Genomic DNA, 20713 nt, shown 5'->3' with positions numbered 1-20713 from the left:
CGATATGCTGGCGTCTCTACATTTTCTTTAAATTGTGCATTTGCTACATAATACCAAAAGATTAAAAAAGAGCGGTCAAAATGACCGCTCTTTTTACGTCTTATAGAGGATTATTACCATTGATAGCGATATACTGCTTGAATTTGATAAGGTTTATCGTAACGTTTTCCGTCAGCTCGGCTAATTTCTAAACCGATGTGATGGCCGGTTATCCCTGCATTCACGCCCAGAATACTTTCAAAACGTCCGCGGCTATCTTCAACATTAAGCGCAGCGTTTGCATAATGAACTTTGCTACTATTATTGCGACTTGTAATAGCATTAATTTCCGCATAAGGTTGCAAGTTCCAACCGTTGGCTAGAGCAAAATTTTTCGCCACACGCAAGCCGACACGAGAGTAAATGGAAGAAAGGCTATCTTCATTCTCTTTACCTTGAATGTGCGTCCAAGCTAATTGCGCTTGTGGTGTAATTATCCAATCACCACTCAATTTGAATTGTTTACCGAGCTCGCTTGATACTGTGTAAGCGTTGTAATGGCGTTTTTCCGTGTGATCGGATTGAGCTTTCAAACGGCTATATTTCACAATGTTATCCATGTAAATACCGTTATCGGCGAGGTAAGTAGCGTATAAGCCCACGCTGTTGCTGCGTACTTTGCCATCACCGTAATTACCGTTGAAATCAACATCGGCTTGGCTGCGACCAATAAACCCGCCCAGACGGAAATTATCCTTCACGGCAACATCCGCTCCTAATTGTAAGCTATGAACATTTTGCTTAAAGCCTGAAGTTTGGCTATCACCAGTAGAAAGTGCGGTCAATTTTTTACGAGAATTCACATTACGCACCCACACATTGCCTTTTTCGCCGTTTTTCATATCGCCTAAACGTTGATGAATACCGCTGAGTTCGCTTTCTACCAGCAATAATTGGGCTTGACGGAGCGAGACTTGCGCATTGGCTAAATTGCTAAGTAATGGTGAACTTGGCAATGTCGGATTGCTTGGTTGAATTGGCTTGACCGGCAGTACGACCGATGGATTTGGTATGCCTGGCGTTTCCGGCTGCACGTTCGGATTTGTTGAAGCTGTTGGTGTGCTTGGTATTTCTGGTTGTATATTAGGATTTTCCGGCGTTGTCGGCGTACTTGGTGTTTCCGGTTGTACATTAGGTGTTGTTGGTGGCGTGATCACACTTTGTGAATTCGCCAAGACCCAGTTATTTCCTTCTTTGGTTAGGAAATACTGATATGCACCTAAATCCACTCGGTTATTTGGAGTAGTTAAGTTAAATTTTGCGTTCCCGCCGTTTGTTTCAACGAGAGTCAATTTTTTATTTGCGGCTGCTACACCGTGATCTTTCACCCCTAGTTTGTGATTGCCCTCCGCAGTCCCTTCAATAATAATTTTATCACCTTTGTTTTCTGCGATATTGGTATTGAGATTAAATATGCCTGAACCTGTGAGGTTACCTTTGATGGTGAGGGTTTGGAAATCATCGGTTTGTTCCAAATTTATCACGCTATTGTTAAGTGCAAGATTTGTCACGCTGGCAGAATGTAATTCACTTTCCTCTTCTTCATCTTCATAAAAATATGGTTTAATTGTCCAAGTGGAATTCGTTAACGTTACGTCGAGCTTACTTTTATTATCCTCAACATTCATTAAACCGGTTAATTTACTATTACTGGCTGTGAACGTAATATTTTCAGTGATAGAAAAACCATCCACAATATCGGTTTCTGCTCTAATAATTCTAGGTGCATCGAATATTGAATTATTAATATTCACCCGGAATCGACCTTCAGTATTTTGATCGGCACTTGTAACCATTCCAAATAAAACTTCATCTGCTTTTAATGTGGAATTCGAAATATTAATACCTGAGCGGGTATTATTGTTGTCTGCATCGTAAAATACTGCATCTGCTCCATTGATTGCGGTAATTGTGACATTCTCCAAATTGGCAATGCTATTATTTTCTAATGATAAACCACTACCGGCTTCTCCACTGAGGGAAATGGTTGCATTTTTTACATTTAAAGTAGAATTATTTAAACGAAAGGCTTCACTTGTTTCTTGAGTGGTCTCTGTTTTATAGTGTCCCCCATTAATATTCACAGCCGAGTTTATTGCTTCAACTGCGACTTGGCTTATTTGTTTCGCTTCAATAAGCGTTGCGGATAAAGTTACATTATTGAGCTCTACATTAGAATTCATAATGTGGATACCTGAAAATATATCATTTGGAACAGATATTTGGGTATTATTGACAACCGTATTTGGGCTATTTTCGATGTGGATTTTCCCGTATTTAGCGGGTTGATCGATTACACAGTTATTTAGCATAGCTCCATTTTGTCCGATAATCTCAACACGACTATTATTACAAGCCACCTCACCAGCCCATGCCAAATTCGTCATACTTAACGCCATGGCTACTAAACTCAGTTTAAAAGTGCGGTCATTTTTCTTATTGTTTTTCATTTTTGGTTCCCTCTAAATATAAAAAAAGCCGATTTCATACTAAATCGACTTAAATTTTATCTGTTTAATTATTAACCCGCAACTGCGATACGTTTCATATCCGTCATATAACCACGTAACTCTTGACCGATCAATTCAACCGGATGGTTATGGATAGCCTCATTCACATCGCGTAAGGTGATATTGTCGATTTCAACGGTTGGAGTTGGTTCGCCTAAGTCACCTTTTTGCAGGGTTGGGATAATTTCTTTGGCAAGAATTGGGGTCGCTATGTTAGAGAATAAATAGTTACCGTATTCTGCCGTGTCAGAAATCACCACGTTCATTTCATATAAACGTTTACGTGCGATCGTGTTCGCAATTAATGGTAATTCGTGAAGTGATTCGTAGTAGGCGGATTCTTCATAAATACCACTTTCTACCATGGCGTCAAAGGCAAGTTCAACACCGGCTTTTACCATTGCGATCATTAATACACCGTTATCAAAATATTCTTGCTCGCTGATTTTGCCATCATATTTTGGGGCATTCTCAAAGGCAGTTTTGGCGGTTGCTTCACGCCATGCGAATAAATCTTTATCGCCGGTTGCCCAGTCTGCCATCATGGTTTCAGAGAAGTGACCGCTGATGATGTCATCCATATGTTTGTAGTATAAGAAACCGAGTTTTTCTTTAATTTGTTCGGAAAGCTCGAATGCACGTAATTTTGCACTATTGGATAAGCGATCCATCATTAATGTGATACCGCCTTGTTTTAAGGCTTCGGTGATGGTTTCCCAACCGTATTGGATTAATTTTCCGGCATAGGCAGGATCTTTGCCGTCAGCGACTAATTTGTCGTAGCACACGATAGAACCTGCTTGTAACATACCGCACAGAATGGTTTGCTCTCCCATTAAATCGGATTTCACTTCTGCTACGAATGAAGACTCTAACACGCCCGCACGATGGCCACCGGTTGCTGCCGCCCATGCTTTGGCAATTGCCATACCTTCACCTTTCGGGTCATTTTCAGGGTGAACGGCGATTAATGTCGGTACGCCGAAACCACGTTTGTATTCTTCACGCACTTCCGTACCCGGACATTTTGGCGCGACCATGACAACAGTTAAATCAGAGCGAATTTGCTCGCCTTGTTCAACAATGTTAAAACCGTGAGAATAGCCGAATGCCGCACCTTGTTTCATTAATGGCATTACATCAGCCACCACTTTTGAGTGTTGTTTATCCGGTGTGAGGTTCACCACTAAATCTGCGGTTGGAATTAATTCTTGGTAAGTGCCTACTTTGAAACCGTTTTCGGTAGCACGTTGAAATGAAGCGCGTTTTTCTGCAATGGCTTCAGGGCGTAACGCATAGCTGACATCTAAACCCGAATCACGCATATTTAAACCTTGATTTAAGCCCTGTGCACCACAGCCTACGATGACAATTTTTTTACCTTTTAAGAAGTTTGCTTCATCGGCAAATTCTTCGCGATTCATAAAGCGACAACGACCTAACTGGTCTAATTTTTGACGTAAATTCAATGTGTTGAAATAGTTAGCCATATATTTTCCTTAATTTTGTAAGGGTGGTGATTGTATGATGTTGTGTTTGCATATTATTTTGTTGTGAGTGGGATTATAAGGTTTTTGGTGGTTGCGTAAAGTGATATTATGGGAATGTGATGTTGTGGTTTTTGCAATAATAATGTTTTTTTGTTTAACTTAATATCGTATTTCGCCGATGGCGACCTACTTTCTTTTACTCGTGTAGAAGAAAGTAGGCAAAGAAAACACGCCCAGTTAAATCGCTGTTATTCGCAACTCAGCATAGTTGACTTGCTCACCCCTTCGGGGCAGTCGGCAAAGCCGACGTTCAAAATCCTTTGGATTTTGTCTTTGCTTTGTTGTCATTTTTTTAACGCTAAATTTGTAAACTCGCTACGCTCAAACAGTACAAATTTAGCTAAAAATGCCAAGTCGCAAAGGCGATTTATATGGGGCCCCGAATCTATCAGAGCATTTAATGTAAAAGTGCGGTTGATTTTAAAATTATTTTACTCTACAAAAAACATAGCGAATTTTAACCGCACTTTTGGGGTTCATAGAAATAACAAGTCAGGTTCCCTTCTTTCCGCCTTTGTGGAGTTGAATTTATAGGAAATTTTCGTCTGTTTGAGCAACGTAGTTGCGAGTTTAGAAAATTTTCGTCAAGCAAATTCAATGTAACAAAGGAAATAAGGAAAAGCAGGGGGCATTTTTCTTTGCCTTCTTTCTTTTGGGCAAGCAAAAGAAAGTAGGTCGCCATCGGCGAAACCCAATATTAATTTATAAAAAAATTAAGAGAAAAAATAATGGAATTTAACGATCTCAACGTATTCATCAAACTAGCGGAAACAAAAAACTTCGCCAAAACCGCCACCCAAAACCACATGTCCCCCTCCACCCTTTCACGCCAAATTCAACGTATGGAAGAAGAGCTTGGGAAAACCCTTTTCATTCGTGATAACCGCCAAGTCAATCTCACAGAATATGGCGAGAGGTTTCTCCAATTTGCTAAGACGGAATGGCAAAATTGGCAACAATTAAAACAGCAACTCTATGATGAGGCGGACGAACTGAGCGGTGAACTCAAACTGTTTTGTTCCGTAACGGCATCTTATAGTCATTTGCCACAGGTACTAAAACAATTTCGCCAACGTTATCCAAAAGTAGAAATTCAGCTCACTACCGGTGATCCTGCACTCGCTTTGGAATTCATTCAAACTCAGCAAGCCGATCTTGCTCTTGCAGGGAAACCCAATAATCTGCCTACAAGCATGGCATTTCATAAAATTGACGATATTCATCTTTCACTTATTGCACCGCGTATTGCCTGTTTGGCAACACAATTATTGCAGGAGAAACCCATTAACTGGCAGCAAATACCTTTTATTTTTCCTGTGGAAGGTCACGCAAGGCAACGAATTGAACAATGGTTGCGCGAAAAACATATTAAACATCCGAAAATTTATGCCACGGTGGCTGGGCATGAGGGAATTGTGCCAATGGTCGGTTTGGGATTTGGTTTGGCGATGTTACCCGATGCAGTGATTAATAACAGCCCGATGCGTGATCAAATTTTCCGTTTAAATTTAGATGTACCCGTTGAACCTTTTGAATTAGGGATTTGTACACAAAAAAGGAATTTAGCCCAGCCCTTAACTCGTGCCTTTTGGGCAATGTTGGAATAGAATGGCGTGACAATTCAGATTAAGGATTTCCTATGTTAAAAGGTATTCTCGTTTCACTGTTAGCCTCCTTTTTGTTTGGCTATCTATATTATTTTTCTACGTTGCTCAAACCTCTGAGCGGTACGGATATTTTCGGTTATCGAATGATTTTTACTTTTCCTTTTGTCATATTAGCCGTGCTGATTTTTAAACAAAAAAATACCCTTATCGAACGTTTAAAACACCTTCAAAAACGACCGCACTTTGCGCTTTCCTATATTCTTTGCGGAGCATTAATGGGATTTCAAATGTGGTTGTTTTTATGGGCACCGAACAATGGGAGTTCATTAAGCGTCTCTTTTGGCTATTTATTGTTACCCATTGTGATGGTGGCAGCCGGACGGTTAATTTTTAAAGAACGTATTTCCGCCTTTAAACTTATTGCCGTATTAATTGCTGCTCTCGGTGTGATTTCAAATATTGTGATTAAAGGTGGGCTATCTTGGGAAGCTATTGTGATTTGTATCGGTTATACCTCATATTTTTCAATCCGAAAAGCGTTAAAAAATACCGATCTTGCTTCCTTTTGCCTTGAGATGCTCAGTTTAATCCCGATTAGTATTTATTTTGCTTTGCAGACGGATTTTATAGTGGTGGAACAAACTAACCCGAATATCTGGGGATTATTGATATTGCTTGGTTTAATCAGTGGTACAGCGCTGATTGCTTATGTGATCGCCAGCAATATGCTACCGATGAATTTACTCGGACTATTGGGCTATGTGGAAACCATTATGATGGTGTTTGTTTCGTTTTTTATTGGCGAAAAAATTGATGCGGAAAGCTATCCGCTTTTTATTTGTTTAGTGTTGGCGATGAGCCTCGTGATTATTGATGGCGTGTATAAACAGCACGCAAAAGGATCTTTATAATGTCGTTTAAAGAAATTACCCCTCAACAAGCGTGGGAAATGATGCAGCAAGGGGCAATACTTGCCGATGTGCGCGATGCACAGCGTTATACCTATTCACACCCAAAGGATGCCTTTCATTTAACCAATCAAACCTTTTTACAATTTGAGGAATTAGTGGATTTTGATTCTCCAATCATTATTATTTGCTATCACGGTATAAGTAGCCGTAACGTAGCAGAATTTTTAGCGAAACAAGGTTATGAAAATGTCTATAGCATAGTTGGCGGATTTGATAGTTGGATGAGATCTGACTTACCGATTAAAATAGAGTATTAAAAGTGGTATATATAAATTTTGAAATTGTTTAATTAAGTGTTGTTTTTATCTTTTTAAGATGTAACATCTTGATTTATTTATTTATTTATTTATTTATTTATTTATTTATTTATTTATTTATTTATTTATTTATTTATTTATTTATTTATTTATTTATTTATTTATTTATTTATTTATTTATTTATTTATTTATTTAATTTACATTTCCTTTACAAAAAATAGGTTGTTTTTGCAACAAACTTTAAGATAGAATCTGGCAATTTTTATACTCTAGGAGTATAGAAATGAGCTTAACTATAATTGACTTTAGGTCGATTTGGATGACATTGATGAAAAGGAAATCACATGAATAAAATATTTAAAGTAATTTGGAACCAATCAATTAGCGCTTGGGTGGCTGTATCTGAGTTAGCGAAAGGGTATAGTAAATCAAGTTCATTATTTTCGGATGTAGTTGGGAGCAAATCAGCAAAAGAGAAGATATCTTTTAGTTTATCCAAGATAGCTGTAGCGTTATTAGCAGTTGGATCTGCTAGCTTATCTATGGCGGCTGTTGAGGGTGGAACTGCGCCTTACGGTACGATCGCGATTAGTGAATCAGGGGTGTTAGGTGGTATCCAAGGTGGCTATGAATCTCGTACAACCAGAGCTCGTGTAGTTGGGAGCGGTGCTGTTAGTGATCCTGCTAGCGCAAACAGATTTGATGCAAGAGGTTCTATCGCTATTGGTGGCGCTGCATACATTGGTAACACTATTGAAGCTGTTGCGTTAGGACGTTCTGCAGCTGTTAGAAGTGTAGACAAAGCGCCAGCTGGTAGTGTTTCATTGGGCGCATATTCTGTATCTGGACCTCTAAATACCGGTAATGAAACGAAAAGCATAACGATAGGAGGTAATACCTATACTTATGCAGGACAACCAACGACTGATAAACAAAATACATCCGTATTATCCATTGGTTCAGGCTCTTTATTTGGCCAAGGTGGAACGAGTAGTGGTAGTTCCAATTGGGTATATCAGTATCGCCAAATTCAAAATGTAGCAGCCGGTCGCGTTGCGAGCAATTCTACCGATGCGATCAATGGTTCGCAACTTTATGCCGTAGTGAGGGCTTTAGATAATGTAAGTAGTGGCTTGACCGATTTTGTGGTAGGTGCTGATAAAAATCATAATGCTACGGGTATTAATGTCACTAAAGATCAAAAACGCTTTGACATTGTTAGCGGTAACGAAAGCTATCTTACTACAGCAGTTGATGGCACCAGTATCAAAGTAGATTTATCGCAAGACTCTAAAAATGCCATTGATAATGTGAGCAAAAATACGCAGAATATTACCAATAATGCACAAAATATTACTAAAAATGCTCAGAATATCACCAAGAATGCTGGGGATATTGCCAAAGGTTTTGGCTTAAAAGCACAAGATAATCAAACGGTTAATAAAAAGTTAGGTGAGTATGTCGATGTTATTGGCGGCAATAGTAATATTAATACTACTGTTGCTAACGGGAAAATTCAGGTCAACTTAAATAATAGTTTGGATTTGGGTAATAACGGAAATGTAAAACTTGGCAATACTAATCTGAACAGCACAGGTTTAACCATTAATAATGGCCCAAGTGTAACTACTACCGGAATTAATGCGGGTAATAAAAAACTTACTAACGTGTCTGACGGTACAATTGGTGCGAATAGCAAAGATGCGGTAAACGGTAGTCAGCTTCATGCAACTAATCAAAATGTTACGAATGTAAGTAATAATGTAACCAATCTAAAAAATGAAGTTGCAAAAGGTTGGAATATCACGACCTCTAAATCCGGTACAGGTAATGTGACTAATACGACATTATCAAAAGTTGCAATGGGTGAGAACGTAACTATTGATGCAGGCGATAATATCAACATTACTCAAGCAGGTAAAAAAGTTACTATTGCGACCTCTTCTACACCTAACTTTAGTAGTGTCAATACCGGTAATTTAACGGTTCGACCAAACGGCAATGTGAATTTTGGTGGTAATGTTTTAGCGAATATTGGTGCGCCAACCAATAATACCGATGCTACTAATAAAAAATATGTTGATGACGGCCGTACAAAAGTTACTTCCAATGACGGTTCTGTAACGATTAAAGAAACGAATGGGAACAACAATAAAACCTATGATTTGTCCGTAAATGTCAGCAAGATTCCGCAAAATATCAAGTATAAAGGCGATACCGGAAACGGTACAAATAAACTGAGTGAAGAACTTCATTTCAAAGGTTCTAGCTTAGTGACGACCAAAGCTGAAAACGGTACAGTTTCCTTTGATTTAAGCAATAATGCGACCTTTGGCTTAAATACTCAAAGCGGTAATGTCAGCAAGAAAGTTGGCAATACTATTGATATTGAAGGCAATAATTCAAACATTAATACGCTTGTAGATAGTGGCAAGGTTAAAATCAACTTAAACAATAATTTGAATTTAACTGATAGCGGTAGTGTAACTATTGGCGATACAACACTAAACAGCACTGGCTTAACAATTAACGGTGGCCCTAAAGTCGTTAAAAGCGGTATTGATGCGGGCAATAAAAAAGTTACTAATGTATCTAACGGTACGATAGATGCGAATAGCAAAGATGCCGTAAACGGTAGCCAACTTTATGCCACTAACTTAAACGTAACTAACCTTAGTACTGAAGTAGCGAAAGGTTGGAACGTAAACACTTCTAAATCCGGTACGGGTAATGTATCCGGCAATTCATTAAAAAATATTAAAATGGGTGATACAGTTACCTTTGATGCCGGTAATAATATCAATATCACTCAAAATAACAGCACAATCAGTATTGCTACCTCGTTAACCCCTAACTTTACTTCTGTGGATACTGGAAGTTTGATGGTTAGAGGCGGCGGAAAAGTTGATTTCGGCGGTAATACCTTGACCAATGTTGGCAATGGTACAAACGGTACTGATGCGGTGAACTTAAGTCAATTAAATGCATCAGCGGCAGCTTCAAAAACAGAAGTGAAAGCGGGTAATAACGTTAATGTTACTGAAACCAAAGGGGCTAATAATCAGACTATTTATACGGTAAATGCCGATAAATCTACAGTAACAAACGGGTCTGACAAAGTAAAAGTAACGGAGACAGTTGCTGCAAATAATGTAACAAATTACTCGGTTGATCTTTCTGATGAGGCAAAAAATCAGCTTAAAAAAGAAGAAAGTGTTAATTCAACCACTTCTAATTTAATTGTTACTCAAAATACAACAAATGATACCGGCGGTAAAAATTATTCTGTCACTCTAAACAATACTCTTGATTTAACAAATGCAGGTAGCGTTAAGTTAGGCGATACAACGTTAAACAGCACAGGTTTAACCATTAATGATGGCCCTAAAGTCGTTAAAGGCGGTATTGATGCGGGTAATAAGAAGATTACTAATGTGTCTGAAGGTGAAATTTCTAATACCAGCAAAGATGCAGTAAACGGTAGCCAGCTTTATGCAACTAACCAAAATGTAACTAATATCAGCAATGAAGTAGCGAAAGGTTGGAATCTCACCACATCTAAATTAGGCACAGGTAATGTTTCTAATAATACAACTGAAAAAGTTGCCATGGGTGAAACAGTTACCATTGAAGCGGGTGACAATATTAATATTACTCAAGCCGCTAAGAAAGTAACTATTGCCACTTCATTAATGCCTAACTTTACTTCTGTGGACACCGGAAATTTAACGGTTCGAAACGGTGGTAAAGTCGATTTTGGTGGTAATAACATTACTAATGTTGGTGCGCCGGTAGCAGATAATGATGCGACAACCAAAAAATATGTGGATGATGGTCGTACGACAGTGAATTCCACGGACGGTAGCGTAACAGTAAACGGCACAGGCACAAATCCGAAAAATTACGATTTGTCCGTGAATATGACTAAAGTTGCTGAAGATGTGAAATTTAAATACTCCGGCGACAATAACTCTAGCGGTGAAAACAAATTAAGTGAAACCGTGAAGTTTAAAGGTTCTGATTATGTTACGACCAATGCCTCAAACGGACAAATTGCCTTTGATTTAAGTGATACTGCTAAAAATAAAATCAATAATGCAATTCAAAACTTTACCGTAGGAGCTGATAAAAATAACCAAGCAACAGGGTTAAATATTACGAACGGCGGACGTTTTGATATTGTCGGCAAAGACGGCAACTACATCGAAACCAATGTGAGCGGTAAAAATATCACGGTTGCACTAAATCAAAATGCGACTTCAGCGATTGAAAAAGCACACAAAGGCTTTGGTTTAAAAGCACAAGATGGTAGCAATGTTACCAAACAATTAGGTGAAGCGATCGAGATTGAAGGCGGTAACAGCAACCTAAATACTACAGTGGCTGACGGTAAAGTTAAGATTAACTTAAATAACAGCCTCAATTTGACCGATGCCGGTAATGTAAAAATTGGTGATGTTAATCTGACTAAAGATGGCTTAACCATTAACGGCGGACCGAATATTACTAAAGCAGGTATTGATGCGGGTAGCAAGAAAATTACCAACGTTCAAGACGGCGATATTGCGGAAAACAGCAAAGATGCGGTAAATGGTAGCCAGTTGTATGCAACTAACCAAAATGTAACTAATATCAGCAATGAAGTAGCGAAAGGTTGGAATCTCACCACATCTAAATCAGGCACAGGTAATGTTTCTAATAATACAACTGAAAAAGTTGCCATGGGTGAAACAGTTACTATTGAAGCGGGTGATAACATCAATATTACTCAAGCTGCTAAGAAAGTAACTATTGCCACTTCATTAACACCTAACTTTAGTTCTGTGGATACCGGAAATTTAACGGTTCGAAACGGTGGTAAAGTCGATTTTGGTGGTAATAACATTACTAATGTCGGTACGCCGATTGCAGATAATGATGCGACAACCAAAAAATATGTGGACGATGGTCGTACAACTGTTACTTCAACAGATGGTAGCGTAATGGTAACGCCAAATGGAACGCAACCAAAAAATTATGACTTGTCTGTCAATATGAGCAAACTTACCGGAGATGTGAGCTTAAAATATAAAGCTGATACAGGTAACGGAACGAATAAATTAAGTGATGAAATCACTTTCAAAGGTTCGGATTATATTAATACGACTGCTAAAAATGGTGAGATTGGCTTTGATTTAAGCAAAACAGCGAAAGATAAAATTGATAATGCAATTCAAAACTTTACGGTTGGCGCGGATCAAAATAATACAGCTACGGGAATTAATGTTACCAACGGCGGACGTTTTGATATTGTCGGTAGTAACTATACCACTACGGCTGTAAATGGAAGCAATATCACTGTTGGTTTAGATGCTAACGCAACTGATGCGATTGACAAAGCGCGCAAAGGTTTCGGCTTAAAAGCACAAGACGGTAATAATGTAACCCACCAATTAGGTGATGTAATTGAAGTGGTTGGCGGCAACAGCAATCTTAATACGACAATTGAAGATGGTAAAGTAAAAGTCAATCTCAATAACACCTTAAATTTGACTAAAGACGGTAGCGTTACAATCGGCAATACCACAGTCAATGATAATGGCTTAACTATTAATGGTGGGCCAAATGTGACTATTGATGGTATTAATGCCGGTAATAAGAAAATTACCAATGTTGCGGATGGTGAAGTTGCCCAAGACAGTAAAGAGGCTGTTAACGGCGGTCAGCTCTATACGGCGATTGCAAATTCAGGCTTCGAGCTTGCAACTAATGGTGATGCAACACAGGCCAAAGACAAACGTATCAATAACAATGAAACCTTTAACCTAAATCAAAGCACCAATATTCTGGTTAAACAAGTTGATAATGGTTATGAAATTGCCACGGCGGAAAATGTAAGCTTTACCAATGTTACTGTCGGCAAAGACGGTAAAGATGGCACGATCGGTGTGAACGGTAAAGATGGTTCATCTGTTGTGCTCAATGGTAAAGACGGCACAATTGGCATCAACGGTAAAGACGGCGCATCAGCGAACTTCACTGTTGCAAACGGTAGCGGTACTTTAGATAACGCAACTCACGGTGGTAATGGCATTAACCGTTTAGTTTACAACACCACTAACACGGACGGCTCAATCACTACCCGTGAAATCGCAACCAAAGATGACGGCTTGAAGTTCCAAGGCGACAGCGGTGATGAAATTGCGAAGAAATTAGGTTCTACCCTAAACATTACCGGTGGTGCGAATAAAGATGTCTTAACCGATAATAATATCGGCGTTATCAGCAAAGACGGTAATTTAACCGTTAAATTGGCGAAAGACTTGAATCTGACCGAAAACGGTAGCGTAACAATCGGTGATTTAACGATCAATAAAGATGGTTTCAATGCCGGCAATACAACCATTACCAATGTAAAAGGTAATTTAGATAATGTTACGAATACAACCACCTCTAATCCGAATACCACAAATTATGAGGATAAGAAAAATAATGCCGCGACGGTAGGCGATGTCTTGAATGCCGGTTGGAACTTACAAAACAACGGTCAAGCGGTTGATTTTGTAACACACGGTAATACGGTGAACTTTAATAATGGTACAGGTGTATCGGTTAACGCAGTTTATGACAATGCAACAGGTACAACCAACATTACCTTTAACACTACAAATAGTTATGTTGATAGTAATGGCACACTTACTAGCGTACCGAGTAACACAGTGAAATTTATCGGCGGCAATGCTTCTACACCGGTATTAATTACTAATGTAGATAGCGGCGTATTACCAAACGGCGCAACTATTCCGGTAGATAAAACCTTTAATGATGTGTTAAATAATATCTCCGGTGATGCCTTGAAGAATGCTGTCAATGTAGGCGACTTACAAAATGCAACTAAAGATATTACCAACACAGCGTTAAGCGGTGTTAAATTCAATCTTGCAACAAAATCAGTCGCTGATACTAATGGTAATGCTACGGTAGCGGACAATTTATCTGATAATGACAAGCAGTTGACTAACAATGAAACCTTCACATTAGATGCGGGTAACAATATTGTTATTAAACAAATTGCGAATGGTTATGAGATTGCTACATCAAATAACATTACAGTTGGTCAGGCAGGTAAAGACGGTAAAGATGGTGTGGACGGTTCTATCGGCGTGAACGGTAAAGACGGTTCATCTGTTGTGATCAACGGTAAAGACGGTTCAATCGGCTTAACCGGTCCAAAAGGTGCGGACGGCAAAAATGCGTCGGCTAATATTACTGTTGCTAACGGAACAGGTACCTTAGATACCGACGATAAAGGTGGTAAAGGCATTGAGCGTTTGGTGTACAACACCACCAATCCGGACGGAACAACCAAAACGCGTGAAATTGCAACCAAAGATGACGGCTTGAAATTCAAAGGTGATAAGGGTGAAGAAATTGCGAAGAAACTCGGCGAAACCCTAAACATTACCGGTGGCGTCAACGATGAAGCGAAATTGACGGATAACAACCTCGGTGTCATCAACAAAGACGGCAATTTAAGCGTGAAACTCGCCAAAGACCTGAACTTAACCGAAAACGGTAGCGTGAAAGTTGGAAATGTGAATCTCACCAAAGACGGCTTAACTATCGCTAACGGTCCGAGCGTAATGGGCGACGGTATCAATGCTGGTGATAAGAAAATCACCAATGTAACAGCAGGAACACTTTCAGCAGACAGTAAAGATGCGGTAAACGGCAGCCAGTTGTATGCGACTAACCAAAATGTAACTAATATCAGCAATGAAGTGGCGAAAGGTTGGAACTTGACTACTGCACAATCTGGTACGGGTAAAGTCAGCGGCAATACCACTGAAAAAGTGGCAATGGGTGAAACCGTGACCATTGAAGCAGGTGATAATATCAATATCACTCAAAGCGGTAAGAAAGTAACGATTGCAACTTCTAACAATATTACCGTAGGTGCAGCCGGTAAAAACGGTCAAGATGGCGTGGACGGCACAATCGGCGTAAACGGCAAAGACGGTTCTGCGGTGGTCATTAACGGTAAGGACGGTTCTATCGGCTTAACCGGTCCGAAAGGTGCGGATGGTAAAAATGGTGCAGGTATTGCCTTAAACGGTAAAGATGGCACAATCGGTATCAACGGTAAAGACGGTGCATCAGCGAACTTCACGGTGAAAGACGGTTCTGGTACGTTAGATGAAACTGGTAAAGGCAAAGAGGGTATTACCCGTTTAGTGTACAACACGACGAATACCGATGGCACAACTACCACCCGTGAAATTGCAACTAAAGATGACGGCTTGAAGTTCAAAGGCGACAATGGTAACGAGATTGCGAAGAAACTGGGCGAAACCTTAAATATTATCGGCGGGGTCAACGATGAAGCGAAACTGACCGACAATAATATTGGGGTGATCAACAAAGACGGCAACCTCACCGTGAAATTAGCCAAAGATCTGAACTTAACCGAGAACGGTAGTGTGGCGATCGGCAATGTGACCCTCAACAAAGACGGGTTCAATGCCGGTAATACCACCATTACTAACGTCACCAGCAATTTAGATCCTGTGGCGAATAACACCACCTCTAATCCGGATAGTACGGGTAATAAGTATGCGAATGTGACAAACAACGCAGCGACAGTGGGTGATGTGTTAAATGCAGGCTGGAATTTACAGAATAACGGCCAAGCGGTGGACTTTGTTACTCATGGTAATACGGTGAATTTCAAAAACGGTCAAGGTGTGAAAGTGGGTACAACCTACAACAGCACAACGGGCACCACCGACATTACCTTTAACTCCACCAACAGCTATGTGGACGATAACGGCAATGCGACTGCTGAGCCAACCAATAAAGTGAAATTTATCGGCGCCAATGCATCAGCACCGGTTGCGATTACCAACGTGGATAGCGGCGTATTGCCAAATAATGCCACTATACCGACAGGTCAAACCTTTAATGATGTGTTAAACAATCTTTCTGGTGATGCGTTGAATAATGCCGTGAATGCGGGCGATTTGAAAAACGCGACCAAAGACATTACCAATAGCACGTTAAGTGCGGTCGGATTTGCGCTGACATCGAAAGCGGTAGCGAATACTAACGGTCAATCCAGCGAGAAAGACGGGTTATCCGAGGCAGACAAACGTCTCACTAATAACGAGACCTTCACCTTAGATGCCGGCAATAATGTTCGCATTAAACAGATTGAAAACGGCTATGAAGTTGCTACGGCAGAAAATGTCACCTTTACCAACATCACAGTAGGTAAAGACGGCAAGGACGGCGTGGACGGCACAATCGGTGTGAACGGTAAAGACGGTGCCTCTGTGGTGCTTAACGGCAAAGACGGTTCAATCGGCTTAACCGGTCCGAAAGGCAAAGATGGTAAAGACGGCGCTTCCGCGAACCTCACTGTGGTGAATGGTACTGGCACATTAGATGAAACCGGTAAAGGCAAAGAAGGCATTACCCGTTTGGTGTACAACACCACCAATACCGATGGTTCAACCACGACCCGTGAAATTGCGACCAAAGATGACGGCTTGAAATTCAAAGGCGATAACGGTGACGAGATTGCGAAGAAACTGGGCGAAACCTTGAATATCACCGGCGGATTAACGGACAGCAATAAACTGACCGATAATAACCTCGGTGTGGTGAATCAAGCGGGCAGTTTAGTCATTAAATTAGCAAAAGATCTTAACTTAACCAAAGACGGTAGCTTAACCATTGGCAATACCACCTTGAATGACAACGGCTTCACCCTAGTTGGCGGGCCAAATGTCACCACAAGCGGTATTGATGCGGGTGATAAGAAAATTACCAATGTTTCAGACGGTGATGTCAGCAACAACAGTAAAGACGCAATTAACGGCGGTCAGCTCTACACTGCGATCACCAATAGCGGCTTTAACCTTACCACTAAATCAGTAGCTGGTACAAACGGTCAAGCCAGTGCAGACGGTCTGTCTGATGAAGATAAACGTTTAGCGAATAACGAAACCTTCACGCTAGATGCCGGTAACAACCTTGTGATCAAGCAAATTGCAAACGGGTATGAAATTGCAACTGCCAATAACATCACTGTGGGTGCGGCAGGTAAAGATGGTAAAGACGGTGTGGACGGTTCAATCGGCGTGAACGGTAAAGACGGTGCATCTGTGGTGCTTAACGGCAAAGATGGCTCAATCGGCTTAACCGGTCCGAAAGGTGCAGACGGTAAAGACGGCGTATCCGCTAATATTTCTGTGAAAGACGGTGCAAAAGGTCTTGATGGTAATGACGGCAAAAACGGTGAAAGCAAAACTCGTATTGAATACGTTAAACCAAACGGCGATAAAGAAACCGTTGCAACCTTGAACGATGGCTTGAAATTTAAAGGCGACGACGGCAAGGAAATTGCGAAGAAACTCAATGAAACGTTAAGCATCACAGGTGGAGCGGATAAAGATAAGCTGACAGACGGTAACATTGGTGTGAATAACAACAATGGTACGTTGGAAGTGAAATTATCGAAAGATCTGAACCTAACCGAAAACGGTAGCGTAACAATTGGCAATGTGACTATTAACAAAGATGGTTTCAACGCAGGTAATACAACTATTACTAATGTAAAAGGTAACTTAGGAAATGTAACAAATGACACCAAGTCTAATCCGGATACATCAGGTAATAAATACCAAAACATCACTAATAACGCAGCGACGGTTGGCGATGTCTTGAATGCCGGTTGGAACTTACAAAACAACGGTCAAGCGGTTGATTTTGTAACGCACGGTAATACAGTGAACTTTAATAACGGTACAGGTGTATCGGTTAATGCAGTTTATGACAATGCAACAGGTACAACCAACATTACCTTTAACACTACAAACAGTTATGTAGATAGCAATGGTGCATTAACCAACGTACCGAGTAACACGGTGAAATTTATCGGCGGCAATGCTACCGCACCGGTATTAATTACCAATGTGGATAGTGGCGTATTACCAAACGGTACCTTGATTTCAGGTAACGACACTTTCAATGACGTTTTGAATAACATCACGGGTGATGCGTTGAAGAATGCCGTGAATGTGGGCGATTTGAAAAATGCGACCAAAGATATCACCAACACCACCTTAAGTGCGGTCGGATTTGCACTGAAATCTGCAAAAGTAGCGGGTTCTAACGGTGTGGTCGAGACGGCTGACGACTTGAGCGAAGAAGGTAAACGTTTAACCAATAACGAAACGTTCAACCTCAATGCGGGTAATAACATTGTGATTAAGCAAATCAACGATGGTTATGAAATTGCAACCTCAAATAACATCACGGTTGGTAAAGACGGCAAAGACGGTGTGGACGGTAAGATTGGCGTAAACGGTAAAGATGGTGCGTCTGTGGTCTTAAACGGTAAAGACGGTTCAATCGGCTTAACCGGCCCGAGAGGTGCTGACGGCAAAGATGGTGCATCAGTCAATATCACTGTTGCTAACGGTACCGGTACCTTAGATACCGATGATAAAGGCGGTAAAGGCATTGAGCGTTTGGTTTACAACACGACCAATGCTGACGGTTCAACCACGACTCGTGAAATCGCAACCAAAGACGATGGCTTGAAGTTCAAAGGCGACAATGGTAAAGAAATTGCGAAGAAATTGGGTGAAACCCTGAATATTACTGGTGGTGTAACGGATACAACCAAACTGACCAACAATAATATCGGTGTAACCAATGAAAACGGCAACTTATCTGTTAAATTGAGCAAAGATCTGAACCTCACCAAAGACGGTAGCGTGACTATCGGCAACACCACCCTTAATGATAAAGGGCTAACTATTGCCGGTGGACCAAGTGTTACCATTGACGGTATCGATGCAGGGAATAAACGCATCACCAAAGTTGCGGACGGCGTGGATCCGACGGATGCAGTTAATCTTTCTCAGCTAAATAGAAGTATGGCTGCGGCGAAAACGGAAGTCACGGCTGGTAAGAACGTGAATGTGACGAGTAGCACAGGAGCTAACAATCAAACCATTTATACTGTGAATGCAGAAAAATCTGTGGTTAAAGGTTCCGATAGCGTGAAAGTGACAGCGAATCGTGATGAAGCAAACTTCACGACGACCTATGACATCGATCTTTCCGATGAAATGAAAAAACAGATCGCGAAAGAAGAAAGTGTCAGCACAGGTGATACAAACGTGAAAGTGGTTGCAAACGGTACTAACGCTTCGGGTGGTAAAGACTTTGCAGTCAGCCTCAATAAAGATCTGAACCTGACTAAAGACGGTAGTGTCACCATTGGCGGAACGACCTTGAAAGACGGCAACTTGACAATGGGTAACATCACAGTCGGCAACGATGGCCTCACCATCAAAGACGGCCCATCCATCACCCAAAACGGTATTAATGCCGGTAATAAAGTGGTGAACAATGTAGCAGATGGGGATATTAGCCCGAACAGCAAACAAGCGATCAATGGTGGTCAGCTCCATACGGCGATTGCAAACAGTGGCTTTAATCTTGCGACCAATGGTCAAGATACGGCGACGGATAAACGGATCAACAATAACGATACCTTTAATCTCAACCAAGGTAACAATATTGTTGTGAAACAGATCGACAACGGTTACGAAATTTCAACGGGTAATAACTTAGTTATCGGTGAAAAAGGCGAACCGGGTCAAAACGGTCAGCCGGGTAAAGACGGTGTTGATGGTTCAATCGGTGTAAACGGCAAAGACGGATCATCTATTGTGATCAACGGTAAAGACGGCTCAATCGGCTTAACCGGCCCGAAAGGTTCAGACGGTAAAGACGGCGTATCCGCTAATATTTCTGTGAAAGACGGAGCAAAAGGTCTGGACGGAAATGACGGTAAAAACGGCGAAAGCAAAACCCGTATTGTTTACGAAAAACCAAATGGTCAAACCGAAGAAGTCGCAACCTTAAATGACGGCTTGAAGTTCAAAGGCGATGACGGTAAAGAAATTGCTAAGAAATTGAACGAGACGTTAAACATCACGGGTGGTGCAAACGGTAAATTAACCGATAAGAACATTGGTGTTGTTAACGAAGGCGGTAACCTAACAGTGAAATTAGCTGAAAATATCACTTTAGGGGATAACGGTAGCGTGAATATCGGTAATACCACGGTTAATAATGATGGTTTAACTATTAAGGGCGGACCAAGCGTAACAACGAGCGGTATCAATGCCGGTAACAAAGTCATTAGCAATGTTGCACCGGGTGTGAAACCGACAGATGCTGTGAATAAAGCCCAGTTAGATCAGGTTCGTGGAGATGTCTATAACGTCAATAACCGTGTTGATAAGTTAGATAAACGCGTTCGTGGAATTGGTGCAAATGCCGCAGCCGCTGCGTCATTACCACAGGTAATGTTGCCGGGTAAATCAATGGTTGCCGCAGCCGCAGGCGGATATAGCGGTGCATCAGCGGTTGCCTTGGGTTACTCAAGAGCCAGCGATAACGGTAAGGTTATCTTGAAATTAACCGGTACGGCTAACTCTGCAGGTCACTATTCCGGTGGCGTAGGGGTAGGTTACCAGTGGTAATCTCTACTCGGTGAAGTTATTAAGTTTCTTAACTTAATAAAACATCATTAATTTAATCTGCACCTAAATGTTGGTAAAACCGACAGATTAAGGTGCAGATTTTTTATTGCCTTGATTTGGGGCTGTATCCCATTCAGTATCACTTGTCATTTTCCTCAAAGCAGGCATATTTCCCTTTTTGTAAAATGAAAAAATCAAAACAAATTTTGTGTTTTTCTCACAATGTTGCAAAAT

Annotated in this window: 6 protein-coding genes; 4 read left to right on the top strand and 2 right to left on the bottom strand. The window is 40.8% G+C overall.

Translation table 11 applies throughout. The features are described 5' to 3' along the window. Nucleotides 1-113 precede the first annotated feature (113 nt). Together FEE42_RS07945 and ilvC are read right to left on the bottom strand one after the other, a co-directional pair. Complete coding sequence (locus FEE42_RS07945) at nt 114-2489, bottom strand: autotransporter outer membrane beta-barrel domain-containing protein (RefSeq protein WP_164028100.1); 2376 nt, start codon at nt 2487-2489, stop codon at nt 114-116. A 71-nt stretch (nt 2490-2560) separates the two neighbouring features. Next, nucleotides 2561-4039 (bottom strand): ketol-acid reductoisomerase, encoded by a 1479-nt coding sequence (gene ilvC, locus FEE42_RS07940; RefSeq protein WP_164028098.1) that lies wholly within the window; start codon nt 4037-4039, stop codon nt 2561-2563. A 788-nt stretch (nt 4040-4827) separates the two neighbouring features. Here ilvC and ilvY point away from each other — a divergent pair. From ilvY to FEE42_RS07920, 4 genes are all read left to right on the top strand, one after another. Beyond that, a complete protein-coding gene (gene ilvY / locus FEE42_RS07935; protein ID WP_164028097.1) occupies nt 4828-5706 on the top strand; it encodes an HTH-type transcriptional activator IlvY in 879 nt (292 codons plus the stop codon). A gap of 32 nt (nt 5707-5738) precedes the next feature. Further along, nucleotides 5739-6617 (top strand): EamA family transporter RarD, encoded by an 879-nt coding sequence (gene rarD / locus FEE42_RS07930; protein WP_164028095.1) that lies wholly within the window; start codon nt 5739-5741, stop codon nt 6615-6617. Further along, complete coding sequence (gene glpE, locus FEE42_RS07925; protein WP_018357266.1) at nt 6617-6934, top strand: thiosulfate sulfurtransferase GlpE; 318 nt, start codon at nt 6617-6619, stop codon at nt 6932-6934. The genes rarD and glpE overlap by 1 nt, the downstream gene beginning before the upstream one ends. Nucleotides 6935-7279: 345 nt before the next feature. Continuing rightward, nucleotides 7280-20479 (top strand): YadA-like family protein, encoded by a 13200-nt coding sequence (locus FEE42_RS07920; protein WP_164028093.1) that lies wholly within the window; start codon nt 7280-7282, stop codon nt 20477-20479. The last annotated feature ends 234 nt before the right edge of the window (nt 20480-20713 follow it).

The organism is Rodentibacter caecimuris (genome assembly GCF_010587025.1).
GTDB lineage: Bacteria > Pseudomonadota > Gammaproteobacteria > Enterobacterales > Pasteurellaceae > Rodentibacter > Rodentibacter caecimuris.
Note: the sequence above shows the minus strand (reverse complement) of the source record. Positions and strands in the feature narration are given on the sequence as shown.

Coding starts and splice junctions, on each gene's coding strand:
- FEE42_RS07945 (WP_164028100.1), bottom strand. CDS start 2,489: ATGAAAAACAATAAGAAAAATGACCGCACTTTTAAACTGAGTTTAGTA.
- ilvC (WP_164028098.1), bottom strand. CDS start 4,039: ATGGCTAACTATTTCAACACATTGAATTTACGTCAAAAATTAGACCAG.
- ilvY (WP_164028097.1), top strand. CDS start 4,828: ATGGAATTTAACGATCTCAACGTATTCATCAAACTAGCGGAAACAAAA.
- rarD (WP_164028095.1), top strand. CDS start 5,739: ATGTTAAAAGGTATTCTCGTTTCACTGTTAGCCTCCTTTTTGTTTGGC.
- glpE (WP_018357266.1), top strand. CDS start 6,617: ATGTCGTTTAAAGAAATTACCCCTCAACAAGCGTGGGAAATGATGCAG.
- FEE42_RS07920 (WP_164028093.1), top strand. CDS start 7,280: ATGAATAAAATATTTAAAGTAATTTGGAACCAATCAATTAGCGCTTGG.